Source organism: Candidatus Babela massiliensis (assembly GCF_000513475.1).
GTDB classification, from domain to species: domain Bacteria; phylum Babelota; class Babeliae; order Babelales; family Babelaceae; genus Babela; species Babela massiliensis.
In genome coordinates, this window is sequence record NC_023003.1 from 184,237 (window position 1) to 199,048 (window position 14,812).

The 14,812-nt window shown below is 26.6% G+C and carries 15 protein-coding genes and 2 tRNA genes; 12 read left to right on the forward strand and 5 right to left on the reverse strand.

Translation table 11 applies throughout. The features are described 5' to 3' along the window. Nucleotides 1-77: 77 nt before the first annotated feature. The gene (locus tag BABL1_RS00850; protein ID WP_023791200.1) at nucleotides 78-554 is read left to right on the forward strand and encodes a hypothetical protein; all 477 of its coding nucleotides are present in this window, start codon (nucleotides 78-80) and stop codon (nucleotides 552-554) included. Nucleotides 555-730: 176 nt separating this feature from the next. On the opposite strand, the gene rplU is transcribed toward BABL1_RS00850, so the two are convergent. Further along, the gene (gene rplU / locus BABL1_RS00855) at nucleotides 731-1,069 is read right to left on the reverse strand and encodes a 50S ribosomal protein L21 (RefSeq protein ID WP_023791203.1); all 339 of its coding nucleotides are present in this window, start codon (nucleotides 1,067-1,069) and stop codon (nucleotides 731-733) included. 417 nt (nucleotides 1,070-1,486) lie between these two features. Between rplU and tsf the strand changes: the two genes are divergently transcribed. The 8 genes from tsf (at nucleotide 1,487) to rnpA (ending at nucleotide 6,015) form a co-directional block, all read left to right on the forward strand. Further along, nucleotides 1,487-2,077 carry a translation elongation factor Ts gene (tsf, locus tag BABL1_RS00860; protein ID WP_023791205.1) on the forward strand — a complete coding sequence of 197 codons (591 nt, stop codon included), beginning with the start codon at nucleotides 1,487-1,489 and terminating at the stop codon, nucleotides 2,075-2,077. A 74-nt stretch (nucleotides 2,078-2,151) separates the two neighbouring features. Continuing rightward, nucleotides 2,152-2,730, forward strand: coding sequence for a ribosome recycling factor (gene frr, locus BABL1_RS00865; protein ID WP_023791207.1), 579 nt, complete (start codon nucleotides 2,152-2,154; stop codon nucleotides 2,728-2,730). 127 nt (nucleotides 2,731-2,857) lie between these two features. Then, nucleotides 2,858-2,933, forward strand: a tRNA-Lys gene (locus BABL1_RS00870). 6 nt (nucleotides 2,934-2,939) lie between these two features. Further along, nucleotides 2,940-3,024 (forward strand) — tRNA-Leu (locus BABL1_RS00875). A 17-nt stretch (nucleotides 3,025-3,041) separates the two neighbouring features. Continuing rightward, nucleotides 3,042-4,346 carry a trigger factor gene (locus BABL1_RS00880; protein WP_023791209.1) on the forward strand — a complete coding sequence of 435 codons (1,305 nt, stop codon included), beginning with the start codon at nucleotides 3,042-3,044 and terminating at the stop codon, nucleotides 4,344-4,346. A 6-nt stretch (nucleotides 4,347-4,352) separates the two neighbouring features. After that, nucleotides 4,353-5,282 carry a thioredoxin-disulfide reductase gene (gene trxB / locus BABL1_RS00885; RefSeq protein WP_023791211.1) on the forward strand — a complete coding sequence of 310 codons (930 nt, stop codon included), beginning with the start codon at nucleotides 4,353-4,355 and terminating at the stop codon, nucleotides 5,280-5,282. A gap of 264 nt (nucleotides 5,283-5,546) precedes the next feature. Continuing rightward, complete coding sequence (gene rpmH / locus BABL1_RS00890) at nucleotides 5,547-5,687, forward strand: 50S ribosomal protein L34 (protein WP_023791213.1); 141 nt, start codon at nucleotides 5,547-5,549, stop codon at nucleotides 5,685-5,687. Next, on the forward strand, nucleotides 5,623-6,015 hold the full coding sequence (rnpA, locus tag BABL1_RS05155) for a ribonuclease P protein component (RefSeq protein WP_171814724.1): 393 nt from the start codon (nucleotides 5,623-5,625) through the stop codon (nucleotides 6,013-6,015). Before rpmH ends, rnpA begins: the two co-directional genes overlap by 65 nt. Here rnpA and BABL1_RS00900 read toward each other — a convergent pair. Then, complete coding sequence (locus BABL1_RS00900; protein WP_044601154.1) at nucleotides 6,012-6,617, reverse strand: DNA-3-methyladenine glycosylase; 606 nt, start codon at nucleotides 6,615-6,617, stop codon at nucleotides 6,012-6,014. The two genes, rnpA and BABL1_RS00900, sit on opposite strands and share 4 nt — an antisense overlap. Before the next feature lie 133 nt (nucleotides 6,618-6,750). Here BABL1_RS00900 and BABL1_RS00905 point away from each other — a divergent pair, with 133 nt between their 5' ends. Beyond that, nucleotides 6,751-7,557, forward strand: a complete 807-nt coding sequence (locus tag BABL1_RS00905; protein WP_023791218.1) for a hypothetical protein — start codon at nucleotides 6,751-6,753, stop codon at nucleotides 7,555-7,557. On the opposite strand, the gene BABL1_RS05160 is transcribed toward BABL1_RS00905, so the two are convergent. Continuing rightward, a complete protein-coding gene (locus tag BABL1_RS05160; RefSeq protein ID WP_023791220.1) occupies nucleotides 7,552-8,895 on the reverse strand; it encodes an ankyrin repeat domain-containing protein in 1,344 nt (447 codons plus the stop codon). The genes BABL1_RS00905 and BABL1_RS05160 overlap by 6 nt on opposite strands. 172 nt (nucleotides 8,896-9,067) lie before the next feature. On the opposite strand from BABL1_RS05160, the gene BABL1_RS00915 reads away from it, so the two are divergent. Next, nucleotides 9,068-10,516 carry a TROVE domain-containing protein gene (locus BABL1_RS00915; RefSeq protein ID WP_023791222.1) on the forward strand — a complete coding sequence of 483 codons (1,449 nt, stop codon included), beginning with the start codon at nucleotides 9,068-9,070 and terminating at the stop codon, nucleotides 10,514-10,516. A gap of 319 nt (nucleotides 10,517-10,835) precedes the next feature. Next, nucleotides 10,836-12,185 carry a hypothetical protein gene (locus BABL1_RS00920; protein WP_171814725.1) on the forward strand — a complete coding sequence of 450 codons (1,350 nt, stop codon included), beginning with the start codon at nucleotides 10,836-10,838 and terminating at the stop codon, nucleotides 12,183-12,185. 1 nt (nucleotide 12,186) lies between these two features. Here the strand turns inward: BABL1_RS00920 and BABL1_RS00925 are convergent, their stop codons facing one another. After that, nucleotides 12,187-13,656 (reverse strand): ankyrin repeat domain-containing protein, encoded by a 1,470-nt coding sequence (locus BABL1_RS00925; RefSeq protein WP_023791226.1) that lies wholly within the window; start codon nucleotides 13,654-13,656, stop codon nucleotides 12,187-12,189. Nucleotides 13,657-13,800: 144 nt separating this feature from the next. Beyond that, complete coding sequence (gene tilS / locus BABL1_RS00930; RefSeq protein ID WP_023791228.1) at nucleotides 13,801-14,799, reverse strand: tRNA lysidine(34) synthetase TilS; 999 nt, start codon at nucleotides 14,797-14,799, stop codon at nucleotides 13,801-13,803. Nucleotides 14,800-14,812: the final 13 nt, after the last annotated feature.

The following is a 14,812-nucleotide window of genomic DNA, read 5'->3' on the forward strand; positions in this document are numbered from 1 at the left end:
AATAAATATTGAAAATATAAAAATATTTATAATATAATATATTTATAATATAATATATTTATAAAAAGGAGAAGATCATGAAGACACTCAAATATTTATTAAGCTTAGCTCTAATTGTAGCAGTTTCTCAAGCACAAGGACAAGAAAATGATTTACTACTAGAGGGTAATTATACTTTTAAAGAAGAAGGTAACAAAGCTACTATAACTAAAACTCTGCCAAATGGTGGCTTTGAGCGTGCCAGAGGTGATGTAATCGATATTAAAAATAACAAAGTAGGCATAGAAGAAAATGACGTTTGTGCAGTAGTTACACCTGCAAAGAGTTCTTCATTAAAAGGTGACGTAATCTTATGTAAATCAGGAAAAGTTATTAAAATTGTATGCAAAAAAGAAGGCTCCAGTACAGGTACTCCGCCATGGTTAGATAAAGATAAACAAAACTACATTGGTAGTAGAACAAAAGAGTCTACATCTGGATTGGTAGGATCAAAAAGACGAGAATCTTACTATATGGATGCTTCTGATGCTAGGGGAGAATGTTTAGGAAAATAAGCTTTTTATTCTTAGACTTAGAGATAAAATTTTAAGTATCTATACTTAAACTTAGACATAATAGATATAGGTCTTAAAATAATAAAAATGAGAGCCGGATAATATTAATATAATTCTTAAATATTTAAGAATAAAATTATTTAGGCTCTCTAAATAGAAATATTATAGAAAATAAATTATATAGATTGTACTCTAATAATTGTCATAAGCTGTCTATGACCAGTCTTTTTTCTATATTTTTTACGTCTTTTAAATTTAAATACTACAATTTTAGGACCTTTGTCATGTTTAACTACAATAGCTTTTATGGTTGATTGTAAATAAGGTTGTCCTATCTCTACTTTGTTATCAACTTTTCTTAAAAGAACTGTATCAAAAGTTACGATCTCACCTTGCTGAGCATTTAATTTTTCAATAGCTATAGTTTTACCTTCAAGCGCTTGATATTGTTTTCCACCAGTTTTAAATATCGCATAATGATCAAACTGAGGCATAGTACTTATATTTTTTGCCATTTAAACACCTTTTAATCAAATTAATTAAAATTTTTAATTTTTAGATTTAAGTTATCTTAAGAATATTTATTAAGACTTTATGGTATATATTTTACCAAATTATTATTTTCTGTCTATTAAATTAATATTTATTAATAATCACTAATAATCTTAATATTTTTCAAAATAAGTAATATTTATTATAATATATTATATACTATACGTTTATTTATTATGATAAATTTTACTGTTATCTATTAATTTAAAATAGCAAATTAATAATAAAAAATCAAGTGCATTATCAAATTTTAATAAATGTTTTAGGACATAATAATTATATATTGCTATTGCTCAAGTTATAACTTTCTGGCAAAATATAGAATATAATAAAATAAGTAATAAAAATAAATCGGTCCATAATATTTTTAGGAGTTAAAAATGGCTGAAATTTCATTAGAATTAATAAAACAACTTCGCGAACGTACTGGCGTGGGCATGATGGATTGTAAAAAAGCCCTTGAAGAAACTAATTGTGACATTGAAAAAGCAATAGAAGTATTAAGAAAAAAAGGAGCAGCAATTGCTCAAAAGCGTTCTGGTAATGAAACCAGTGAAGGTCTTGTATATGCTTATATACATCCTGGATCTCGTATTGGTGTATTATTAGAAATCAACTGCGAAACAGATTTCGTTGCAAGAACAGAAGATATGGCAAAATTTGCATCTGATATTGCTATGCAAATTGCAGCTTTTAGACCAGTTTGTGTTTCCTCAGAAAATGTTGATCCAGAATTGATCGAAAAGGAAAAGAATGTCTATAGAGAACAATTAAAAGGCAAGCCTGCTAATATAATAGATCAAATTATTGAAGGCAAGTTAGAGAAATATTATACAGAAATTTGTCTACTGAATCAGCCTTTTATCAAAAATGATAAAATTACTGTATCAGACATGCTAAAAGACTTAATTGCTAAAATGGGTGAAAGCATAAAGATTAAGAGATTTGTAAGATATGAAATCGGTTCTTAATTTTATCAGAGATATAGTTTTTATAGTAAATTTTAAGTTAAGAAAATATTAATTATTTGATTAAAGGATAACTAATGAATATTGTTGAAGGTTCTAGTATTAAGCAGTTGGAAAAAGAAATAGAAAACCAGATGGACAAGCATATTAAGCACTTTGAAAAAGAAGTATCTAAATTAAGAACAGGACGTGCTCATCCCTCAATGGTAGAAGATATCAGAGTTTCTTGTTATGGAACTAACATGCCTATTAAGGAAATAGCTTCCATATCTGCCCAAGATGCTTCTTTATTAGTTATTCAACCTTGGGATAAATCTCTTTTAGATGACATAATTAAGGCTTTATCGATTAGTGATTTAAATATAAATCCACAATCTGATGGTGAAATTATAAGACTTAAAATACCTCCAATGAGTTCAAGTAGACGTGATGAGCTTGTAAAATCTTTACATCAAAAATTGGAATTTTCTAAAATAGCTATTAGAAATACTAGAAAAGATATACAAAATAAAATTAGAGAAGCAGAAAAATCTAAGGACATTTCTGAAGATTATTCAAAACGTTTGCAAGATATCTTGCAAAAAACTACAGATAAATTTATTAAATTAAGTGATGACTTAGCGATACAAAAAGAAGGTGAAATTAAGAATTTATAAAAAATAGCTTCACATTCTAAAAAAAATAAGCTATATTATTAGTAAGCTTATGAAATGTAAGTTAATAAGTTTACTAAATCTTATTTTTTCACCTGAACGCTAGCATTAGAACATAGAAAAATAAACAGGGTTGCTAGCTCAATTGGCAGAGCAACAGACTCTTAATCTGCAGGTTCTTGGTTCGATTCCAAGGCAGCCCACCAAAAAATGCAAGAGTGGCGAAATTGGCAGACGCGCTGGACTTAGGATCCAGTCCTTAACCGGGTGTGGGTTCAAGTCCCTCCTCTTGCACCAAAAAAGGGAGTAATGTAATGGTTCAAGGTGTTAATCTTTTTAATTTTAATATTTTTGAAAAAAAGCAAAATCATCATATTGCTAAAATAACACTTTATAATCAGTATATAAATGCTGTTTATAAAGAGGCACTTCAAGTGCAAAAAGAAGAAGCCAGTACTTATGGTTTTTTAAAGGGTACGGCCCCTCTTCATTATATAGAAAGTACTTATAAACCTAATATACTAGAACATCTAAAGAACTTATTTTTTACTCATTGTATTATGAACTTTCTTTGTCAATCACTTTATATAAATAAAGTTGTACTTGCAGGCGAACCTACCTTAATAGATATATCTTTAGATCCTGAAAATGATGCTGAATTTGTATTCGGGCTTTGGAAGATAACAGATAAACTTGACGAAAAGTGGAAAAAAATCAACTTAAGAGCTCCGGGACGAAAAAACTATAAAGATATAGATAGACAAGTTGAGACTTTTATAAAAGAAGAAGTAAAAACTGAAGAGTTTAATAGTAATACTATAGTCAAAGGTGATTGGGTAGGATTTGACATGCAATTAGTAAACTCTAAACAAGAACCTATTATTGACGGCTATAAAGATAATTTATGGGTAAAAATAAGTAATGAAGAAGGTGACAGAGAGTTACATGAGCTTTTCTTAGGCAAAAAGGTAGGGGATGTATTTTTAACCAAAAATTCATTTTTACAAGACTATATATCTAATGAATCAAATATAAAATATGCAATATTAGTATATATTAAAGCCTATGTACCTCACGAACATTTTTCTCTTGATCTTTTTAAAAATCACTTTCATTTAAAATCAATTAAAGATATTCATTCTAAATTTATAGAAGTTTTTTCTTTCAGAAACGATCTGTCGCAAAGAAGAGAAACTATAGAGGCCACTTTAAAACTTTTATTTAAACAGTATTATATACCATTACCTCAATATCTTCTTGAGAGACAAAAGCAGATTGTTTTATCAGCAGTACATGACAATCCAGATTACCATGTATATAAATCACAAAGAGATTTTAAAGATAAAATAAAGTTGCTTGCAGAAAAACAATTAAGAGAAACTATAATTATAGATGCAATTGCATATCAAGAAGGAATAAGTGTCAATGAAAAGGACATACTTTCTTATTTGAATTTAATGAATAGGCAAAGAACTAGAGAGTTTATATACTTTAAAATACCATCAACAAGATTTAATGGACAAGAAGTGCCTTTATCAAGTGAAATATTAAAGCAATATTGCTTAAGAGAAAAAACACTTAATTACATTATTAATTATTTAACAAAAAAAAATAGATAATAAAATATGGATCTTAAATTAACTCAAAAATTAGTTATTATAGGATCAGGTCCAGCGGCTCTAACGGCAGCTATCTATGCAAGTAGAGCTAATTTAGAGCCGCTAATAGTTAGAGGAAATGAGCCGGGCGGCCAATTAATGGGCACTAGTCATGTAGAGAACTGGCCTGGTGAAATTTCTATCTTAGGTCCTGCTCTTATAAACAAAATAGAAACACATGCAAAACATCTTGGTACTGAATTTTTAAACAGAGAAATAGTTAAAGTTGACTTTAACAATAAACCCTTTTCTTTAATTACTAACAAAAATGAAACTATTAAAGCAAATGCAGTAATTATAGCAACAGGTGCTAATCCAAAAAAACTTAACTGTAAAGGTGAAGAGACTTATTGGGGCAAAGGTGTAACAACTTGTGCAGTGTGCGATGGTGCTTTTTATAAAGATCAACCTGTTGTTATAGTAGGCGGTGGAGATTCAGCTGTAGAAAATGCAACTTTTATGACAAAATTTACAGATAAAGTAACATTAGTACATATATTAGATAAACTTACAGCCTCTCATGCTATGCAAAGTAAAATATTAAATGATAAACGTATTAATATAATATACAATAGCACAGTAGATGAAATTCTAGGTAATAACAATCATGTACAAGAAGTTATGATAAAAAATCAAAAAACTGGTCAAAAAGATATAATTAAAACTTCTGCTGTATTTATAGCAATCGGACTTACCCCAAACACAGAAATTTTTAAAGATCAAATAGAACTCAATAATTACGGATATATAGTCTTAAAAGAACATACAAAAACTTCAGTAGATGGAATCTTTGCAGCAGGAGATGTTGCTGACTCTAGATATAGACAAGCAATAACCTCAGCTGGTTCTGGTTGCGCTGCCAGTTTAGATGCTGAACATTATTTAGGAAGTTTATAGAATTTTGAAAAAAATATATTTGCATTTTTAGTTTTAGAGCAATTTATATAAATTAACATTATTGCATCTTTTTTCACTTATGATATAATTTCTATATCATAGATTTAAAGAAATTATATTAAAAACCGCTTGAATGGCGGAGATAGCTTGATAAATATTTTGAGTTACTCAAAAGTTCCCAAGAAGCACTGATCATTTAGATCTGAGCAGTTCAAATAATATAATAAAAATTTAAACCACAATAAGAATTAACAAGGAAATATTATGTCAATAACATTTAAACTGAAGCGCAAAAAAAGAAATAGAAAACACGGTTTCTTAAAACGTATGGCTACTCATGATGGACGTAAAATCGTTAAACGTAGAAGAGCAAGTGGAAGAAAACGTATCGCAGTTCATGCATAAAATAGCGAGTAAGATTTCTAAATTTCAACTAAAAGAAATCAAAGAGCTATTCAAAAAGTCTCATACTATTTATAAAGCTTCGGAGTGCGAAGTTAGAGTTGCGCCAAGAAAAAATTCTTTTGGCAAAATTCTTTTAGTCATTCCTAAAAAGGTAGGTTCTGCTCCGAAGCGAAATCTAATTCGTCGTCGAATAAAATCTATATTTTATCAAGAAAAACTTTATTTGCTACAGTATGATTTCATAATTTTATGCAGAAAAGATATACTAAAACTTAGTTTTGACGAACTTAAGAATTTACTTAATAATTTAACAAAAAAGTTAAATTAAATATTAAAATTATCTTTGAGCTTAAATCGCCAAAGTTTATCTTTAGCAACAGATATGCCAATACGAGGAGTAACTTCTATCAAATTATCTGAAATTACATACTCATCTGACTGATCAGCAATAAAAAATTCAGGATTAGAATTGGTCAAATCTAAAGAATCATGATCTTTGTTAATTAGAAATGCTTGTGTTACTTTAGCAGGTCCATTACATAGATTTTTAATATCGCTTTTATTTAAATTTTTATTATTCAATAATCTATTATTTATAATAATATCTAGTCCCTCAACAGGTATTACCGCTCTGATTAAAACTCCACCTGCTTGATGTTCTTGACTTCTTGCAACAATATTAAAACAAAAATGTATACCATAAGAAATATATACATAAGCATGACCCACGGGTCCAAACATTGATTGATTTCTTTGAGTTAAACCTATAAAACAATGACTAGCAGGATCATCTGAAGTATAAGCTTCAGTTTCTGATATAATTCCCACCAAACGTCGTCCATTAATAGTTCGAACTATTTTTTTACCTAACAGTTTCTTTGCCATTATAACTGTATCTTCTTGATAAAAAGATCGAGATAAAATTTTCATAATAACTTCTAAAAATTTGATAGGACAGTTTTGTTGAGGTTTGAACACCAAATTAGCTATTATAAGTTAAAATATAGCTATATGATATATTATATCATAATATAGAAATAATTTCAAAAAATAGAGGTTAAAAATGCAAGTTCAATATAATGATAATTTAAAAGAAAAGTGTTTAGTTGTACTTGCAGTTACATTAATTCATTCCTATGCATTAATTTATTTTAACAAATATATAAATTGGAACATCTACAAATTAGATAATAAAAATAACTATATATTACCTATATTGGATACAACACAAGATAAATCAAATAATCAAAACAGTTCAACACATAACATAAACAATCAAAATAAAAAATCATCTACCAAAAAGACTCAAATTTATAGTTCTATAACAAATATAAAGCCACAATTAACTCAAAATTCAATTACTAAACAAAAACTACCTACAAAACAAGAATTATTTAGCTTAGTGCAAAACATTTATATCAAAGATAAATCAAAAGAAACTAATCAAAATAGTTTTAGTTTAAATAATTGTCCTGAGCATTTAAAAGAGCACGTTAGTAAGCAAATAGAGGAACTAAGTACAATGGACTTTAAAAGCAAAGTATACCAAGCTCTTAATGAATCAGTTTTAAGAGCTCCCGAAATAATGTTAGATCTTAATGGTAATATTGAAAAAAATATTAATATTAAATTAAAAATGCTTAAGGACGGCAGTTTAAATATAACCAACTTTGAATCAACTAGTATCGAAAAAATAGATGATTACATAAAAAATATTTTACAAGATGCTGATTTGCCTAATATACCTAACAGACTAAACTTAGATCACTTTGAATTTAATAATATAATAGAAGTAAAAGCTAAAAAAGGTTATAGAGCATATAAGTTAAGACCTAATAGTAACGGACAATTAGGAAAATATCATTTATAAGCTACTGGTTCGTAACTTTTTATGCTGAACTTCTAGTAAAATACTAATTATTTTATCATCTTTAGATTCAATAGCAATATCAAGAGCAGTTTTACCATTTATATTTTCTAAAGTTATATCAGCATCATAATTTAATAAAAATTTAACCATATATTGTTTTCTCAGCCTTATAGCAATCATTAAAAGGCTATTTCCCTCTTTATCACAAGTATTAACTAAAGAATTATTAATATCTTTATCAAATAAATTTTTCAAATACCACCAATAATCATGTTTTAATAACTCTATTATAGCCTCATCTTGTTGCTTAATATTAATATATTTTAATAAAATATCAAAGATGTTATTATAAAGCGCTTTTGTTTTTTCTCTTTCTATCTCCTCCTGATTTGATGGATAAAAAGCAAAATTTTCAATATCCATTGCCGAAAATTTATTACTAAAAGAACATCGTTTAATACAAAGCAATTTATGCTCAAGACCTTTTAAAAGCTCTAATAAGACATTAGAAAGATCAGGACTATAATTCAAAAGCAATAATACCATTTCTTTATCTCCAGAAAAAACCGCCTTCATAATCGGAGTCTTATCAAAATTATCTTTAAAATTAATATCAGCACCTATTTCGATAAGAAATTTTACCAATCCTTTATTTCTTGAACTAACCGCAGCATGCAAGGGCGTATTTCCTTCAAATTGATAGTAATCCTCCGATTTATCATTACTTATATACTGAGCATTAATATCAATATTATAATAATTAATAATAAGTTCTATTAAGTCCTTAGAGTATCCTTCCATTATAGCTTCAATTAATTGATTTACAGATATGTTCTTGGAATAAAAAACACTATTTCTTGAATAACTATTATCATCGACAAAAATATTGAATTTCAAATAACACATCAATAAACTGACGTTATTATTTTTAATAGCATTGAAAATCAAATTTTCTTTTTCTTTTATATCTTTTTTAGATAGCAATTCCAAATATTCTTTTTTTAATTTATACTCTTCATTATCAAAATTCAGCAAAATTGCTATATCTTCTTGATTAATACGATACTTGTGGGCTAAATAGTTAACAAAAAAGGTATTATTTAAAAATAAATTTCTAAAATTGGCACTTATAGAAGTTAAAGTTAAAATAGTTTTTATGGATTGATAAAAACTTTGATTATCAATCATTTGCAAAATAATATGACTCTTAAGTTCTCCAGGCAATTCACTAATTCTATCCTCTTTAACTCCAGTTTTATCATTAAAAGAATAAATAGAAATATAACAGAAGTTAAAAAAATAAGAAATAATTACAAATAATCTTATAAAACTATACATTCGCTTTTATATCCCAGATAAATTTTATTTAAAAATATTTTTCTTACTGACTTAAGTATACCAAAATAAAAATAATTCCCAAGAAAAATTACAAAATATAATTTATTTGACAATTTATTAACAAAATGCTATTTTTGAGCTTATTTTTATAATTATTAACTAATACAACATTATGAGATTTAATCAAATATCTAACGTCAAAAATATATTTAATAAAGCTGGTGGTCAAGCATTACCTCAAAGTAACAAATTAGAATTAGCATCCATTTTATTAACTTCCTTTGTAGCAGATCAATATTACTCTACTGCTTCCAATCAAATAAAGCGTCTTATTGAATTAATTGACACTATTGATGATAAAAAGTTTATTGCAAAAGCAGCTATTTTTGCTCGTAATAAATTTGGAATGCGTAGCATTTGTCATATTCTTATTGGAGAACTCTTAAACAGAGTGAAAAACGAAGTTTGGTTAAAATATGCCATTTCAAAAGTAATTAATAGACCAGATGAGATTACCGAAATAACTGCTTATTACTTATCTTTATATAAAGATGTAAAGTATAAAAAGGGTTTGCCAGCTGCTTTGAGAAAGGGTATAAAATTAGCTTTAGATAAATTTGATAGTTATAAATTAGCAAAATACAAAAGCGAAAATAGAGAAATAAAGCTAGTTGATATTTTCAATTTAGTCCATCCAAAACCTAATAGTAATAATCAAAATCTATTCTCTCAACTTATAAAAGGCACTTTGAAATCAACGGAAACTTGGGAAGCTAAATTAAGTCAAGCCGGTCAAGCAGAGACTCAAGAAGAAGTAGATTCACTAAAAAAAGATGCTTGGATAGACTTAATAGAAAATAAAAAATTAGGTTATTTTGCTCTTTTGAGAAATTTAAGAAACATAATTATTCAAGCGCCCGAAGCTCTTGACAGTGCTCTTAGAATGTTAGTAAACGATGAACATATAAAAAGATCAAAAGTTTTACCATTTAGATTTATCACAGCTATTGATGAAATTTCAAAATTAATAAATCCTGAAAGCAGATTAGTGATTAATGCGCTTAATCAAGCGTTAGAAATATCTTTATCAAATGTTCCTGTTTTTAATGGTAGAACATTAGTTGCACTTGACGTTTCAGGTTCTATGACTGGAAAACCAATAGATATTGGGGCATTATTTGCAGCAGCATTAATTAAATCAAATAATTCTGATTTAATATTATTCAGTAATAATGCACAATATTTTGATTATGGCACTATATCAGACAGTTTATCTACAATAACAAATAAGATAAAATCTGGCGCTGTTTATTCTTCAACTAATTTTCATTCAATATTTTTAAAAGTAAAATCAGCATATAATAGAATAATTATTTTATCAGACATGCAAGCATGGGTAGGTAGTAATACACCAGCACAAGCATTGAGTAATTATAAAATCAAGTATAAATGCAACCCTTATATATATTCTATTGATTTAACAGGGTATGGAACTTTGCAATTTCCTGAAAAAAATATATACTGTATTGCAGGTTTTTCTGAAAAGATATTCGATCTAATGGTAACTTGCGAACAAGATCAAGCAGTTCTTATAGATAGAATCGAATCTATAGAATTATAAATATAAAAAAGTAAAGAAGAGATGCAATATCAGAGTTACTTCGTCCAGATCTTTGATAAATTTTTCTCTCTTCTTTAAATTTTATAAACTAAAGAGGAGATGTGATATTAAAGCTACTTCTTTTAAAAGTTCCACTTTGATAAACTTTCTCTCCTCTTTTATTAAAATTAAGCATTTTTAAAAATATATTGCTTTAAAAAGCATATTTATTGGTATATTAATTTTATTAATATATTAATCAAAACTATTATTAAAGTTAAAAATGCTTTTTATCTATTTATTACTAACAATTTCCGCATTAAGCTATACTTTTGCCTTTATGTTTTTAAGTGTAACATGGCCATTAGTATTTATATTTTTAATTCCAATATCTCATCTTATTGTTAACAAAAACTTGCTATCAAAAATCTCTTTCAAAGAAGGATTCTTTTGGGGAACAATAGCATTTTCCTTGCAGCCAATTGGAACATATTATTCTGTAATTAAAATGGCAGAAAATTATAAGATATTTGCTTTATTTATGGTTATATTTCTTATTATTTATCAAGCATTTTATAGTGGATTATGGATATTTACTGCCTCTAAAACAATTGATTTAATTAATTTAAAAGATAAAAACATATCTAAAATATTAAGTTTAGCCATAATTACTTGGATTTACTTTTGTTTTGTACAAAATTATATACTTTGGCCATTTGGAAGACTCGAAGGATTATTCCTATCAAGTCCCATTCTACCGCTTGCAATACAACCTAAGTTAATTTATATGTTACATTATATAAAAAAAGAACTCTTATTATTTTTCTTAATTTCATGTTCTTGTCTTCTTAGTTTAATATTTACTTACAAAAAAATTCTTTTTAAATTGACTATCTTTTTATTGGCTTTTAGTCCATTTATTATTAGCTCTTTAATATATTCATATAATAAGAAATACATAAGTAATTATAAAAAAGAATGGTTTAATAAAATTAGCTCTATATCTAAAGCATATTATAATCCTGGAAATAACAAAAAATCTGCTAAAGAAATAGCTCAAGAAATCAAAAGGTTAAAAGAGCAAAATAATTTAACTCAAATCATACTCTTTCCAGAATCAGCTTTCTTTCTGTGCGATTTAAATCAAGAAAGAAGTCTAATAAAATATTTAGATAAAGATATACATATAATTATTGGAGGTATTAGGAAAAAAAATGATAAAGTTTATAATACTTTATATCATATTTATGGTGGAAAAATAGAAAATATATTTAATAAAAGACACTCTATGCTTTTAACCGAAAGAGGGGTATTTAGAGAACTCAATATATTTAGTTATATAGATAAAATAGTACAAAAATCATACTTTCAATCAAGGCCAATTATAAAACCATCTAATAAAGAGCGCATGAGTTTTAATATAGATAGAAACTTACAACTAATACCATATATATGTTCAGAAGTATTTTTTAACAACTATCCTGATGATAATTTTCAAGATGATAGTACAATAATATCTTTATGTAACGATAGCTGGTTAGAGCCTTGTGCAAAATATATTCAAAATCTTATGGTACTTGCAAATAAATTTAAAGCTATTTACTGGAGAAGATATATAATTTATGTTGATTACTCTTCATCATATATATTTGACAAATTTGGCAACCAACATAAATTAATAAATATATAATCTATTTTTTTAATTTTTTATATTTTTTTAAAAACTTAACTATTTTTTTATGTTTACAATCTTTTGCTATATCTAAAATAGTTGTTCCAGAATTATCTTGAAGTTCACAATTAGCTTTCATATCAACCAATAATTCAACAATGTCTATACGTCCTCGCAATACAGCAAATGTTAAAGCAGACCAGCCAATTTTATCCACTAAATTAACATTAGCATTTCTTAGGATTAAAAGCTTTGCTACATCAAATCGTTCTTCAATCAAAGCTCTCATCAAAGCAGTTCTACCATAGTCATTTTGAGCATTAATATCGGCACCTTTTTGAATTATAAGATCAACAATTTCTATATATTCCTTTTCAATTGCCAAATCTAAAAAAGAATAACCACGGGAATCTTTTATATTAAAATCAACACCATTTTCAATTAAAAATTTTGTTATTTCCAGGCATTTTTCATTTAATGAAAATATTAATACATATTTATCATTAAAATTAGCTCCCATTTTAATCAAAAATTTGGCTATTTTAACATGCCCATTATCTAATGCTTTAGTCAGAGCAGTATGATCATCTTGATCACTACAATTAATATCAGCTCCATATTTAACTAATAATTTTACCACATCTATATGGCCCTTTTCAGAAGCATAAATTAAAGCAGTTGACCCAAAATCATCTTTGTCATTAATATCAACAATACCGGTATCAATTAGCATACTCACAATATCAATATAACCATTTTCTGCAGAAAGATGCAGAGCGTTTTGACCACAATAACCTTTAATATTAAAATTTGCTTCATGTAAAATTAATAACTTTGCTATATCTAGCTGTTTATTACGTAAAGATAATAATAAAGCTGTATAATTTTTCTTATTTTGCAAATTAAGATCAATACCTAATTGATTCTCAATCAACAGCTTGGCCAGTTCTCTTTGCTTATACTTTAAAGATAATAACAGAGTATTATCTCCTGCTCTATTGTGAATATTAGCATCAGCACCTCTAATTATTAAATCAATAATTTCAGGAAAACATTCAATCTTAAAGCTTCGTTGCTTGATCAACTCTTTCAAGCGTTCATTAAGTTCTTCTGTAGAAAGAAGTTTTTTTGATCTTATTTTATTGCATAAAAATATAAAAACCTGTCTCTGAGCATCTTTCAAACTATTTTTAAGTTTATGATTAATTAATGCATTAAAATTTCTATTCACTAACCTTAAATTGGCTGTAATTTTACCAATTTCTTTATCACATTCCTTATAAAGGACACAAACATCATCCCATTTATTTAATAAATGGTTTTTTATATAAATTTCTAAAATAAAATCCCAAACTTCTATAGGCAAATCAGGCAATTGAGAAATTCCTAAACTAGAAGACTTAATATTTGCATTTCCTGTATAAATAAGAGGATTCACCAGTAGTAATGATACTATAGCCATAAATCCTAATTTAATTATTTTTTTCATAAAACCTCCGATAACATTAATCTAAAATCAAAAAATTTATAATACTATTATAAATTTATTACAGAAAAAGTCAATTTATTATATTAAATATATTTAGTACATATACTAAAAAGGTATGTTAATAAGTCTTAATATTATCTTAGATTAAACTTTAACTATCCTAATATAATCTTTATCTCTTGATAAAAACCACTTAGGATGTATTAAATGCTTTTTAGATGCAGAATTTTTTATAAATTTTAATATTTCATCAAAAAATCTAGAGCTCGGTGTAAATTCAACTCCATAAGAACACAGCCATATAAGAATTACATTATGCTCAAGATAGCTATAGTTACCACTCAAAAATTCAATAAATTTTTTTCTATCAATATAAGTAATGTTATCTTTTTTATAAGTAACCTTCTCAAAGAACTCTTGAGAACAACTTTCAATAAAATTGTCAGCCTTTTGAATATTTACAATTGCTTTAGAAAAATTAGTATCAAATCTTTCATCACAATCTCTTAATTTAGGAACAACATATTTTCTAATTCTGTTTCTTAAATATATATCATAATCATTAGTAATATCTTCAACATAATCTAATTTATTTAGTTTAATATATTCAATTAGCTCTTCTTTTTTAATCTCTAATAAAGGCCTTATATAGCAATTATTAACTGACTTAATAGATGAGAGTCCTGATATATTAGCGCCTCTTATTAACCTAATTAAAAAAGTCTCTATTTGATCATCAAAATGATGACCTAATGCAATAGAGTTTGCTTGATATTGTTCTAAAACTAATTCAAAAAATTGTCTTCTTAGCAATCGACCTAATTCTTCTTTTGAATCACTTTTAGGTTTTTTTTTAAGTTTAATATTAGATGCTTTTTCAGAGACAAATTCTATATTTAAATTCTTCGCCAATTCTTTACAAAAGTTTAGATCATCGCCAGATGTTGAACGCCATTCATGATCAAGATGAGCTGCTATTAGCTTTAAATTAAATTCTTTTTCAAATGATTTTAATATATTAATTAAACAAACAGAATCTATACCACCAGAGAGCCCCACAACTATTGCGTCATGAGGCTTGATAAGTTTATATTTTAATATAAAACTTTTTACTTTATTGTTTAAATTGTCTAATTTACTCACATATATCCTAAAA

Bases quoted from the DNA above. Each gene is read 5' to 3' on its own strand.
- BABL1_RS00850 (WP_023791200.1), top strand. From the start codon at position 78: ATGAAGACACTCAAATATTTATTAAGCTTAGCTCTAATTGTAGCAGTT.
- rplU (WP_023791203.1), bottom strand. From the start codon at position 1,069: ATGGCAAAAAATATAAGTACTATGCCTCAGTTTGATCATTATGCGATA.
- tsf (WP_023791205.1), top strand. From the start codon at position 1,487: ATGGCTGAAATTTCATTAGAATTAATAAAACAACTTCGCGAACGTACT.
- frr (WP_023791207.1), top strand. From the start codon at position 2,152: ATGAATATTGTTGAAGGTTCTAGTATTAAGCAGTTGGAAAAAGAAATA.
- BABL1_RS00880 (WP_023791209.1), top strand. From the start codon at position 3,042: ATGGTTCAAGGTGTTAATCTTTTTAATTTTAATATTTTTGAAAAAAAG.
- trxB (WP_023791211.1), top strand. From the start codon at position 4,353: ATGGATCTTAAATTAACTCAAAAATTAGTTATTATAGGATCAGGTCCA.
- rpmH (WP_023791213.1), top strand. From the start codon at position 5,547: ATGTCAATAACATTTAAACTGAAGCGCAAAAAAAGAAATAGAAAACAC.
- rnpA (WP_171814724.1), top strand. From the start codon at position 5,623: ATGGACGTAAAATCGTTAAACGTAGAAGAGCAAGTGGAAGAAAACGTA.
- BABL1_RS00900 (WP_044601154.1), bottom strand. From the start codon at position 6,617: ATGAAAATTTTATCTCGATCTTTTTATCAAGAAGATACAGTTATAATG.
- BABL1_RS00905 (WP_023791218.1), top strand. From the start codon at position 6,751: ATGCAAGTTCAATATAATGATAATTTAAAAGAAAAGTGTTTAGTTGTA.
- BABL1_RS05160 (WP_023791220.1), bottom strand. From the start codon at position 8,895: ATGTATAGTTTTATAAGATTATTTGTAATTATTTCTTATTTTTTTAAC.
- BABL1_RS00915 (WP_023791222.1), top strand. From the start codon at position 9,068: ATGAGATTTAATCAAATATCTAACGTCAAAAATATATTTAATAAAGCT.
- BABL1_RS00920 (WP_171814725.1), top strand. From the start codon at position 10,836: ATGTTTTTAAGTGTAACATGGCCATTAGTATTTATATTTTTAATTCCA.
- BABL1_RS00925 (WP_023791226.1), bottom strand. From the start codon at position 13,656: ATGAAAAAAATAATTAAATTAGGATTTATGGCTATAGTATCATTACTA.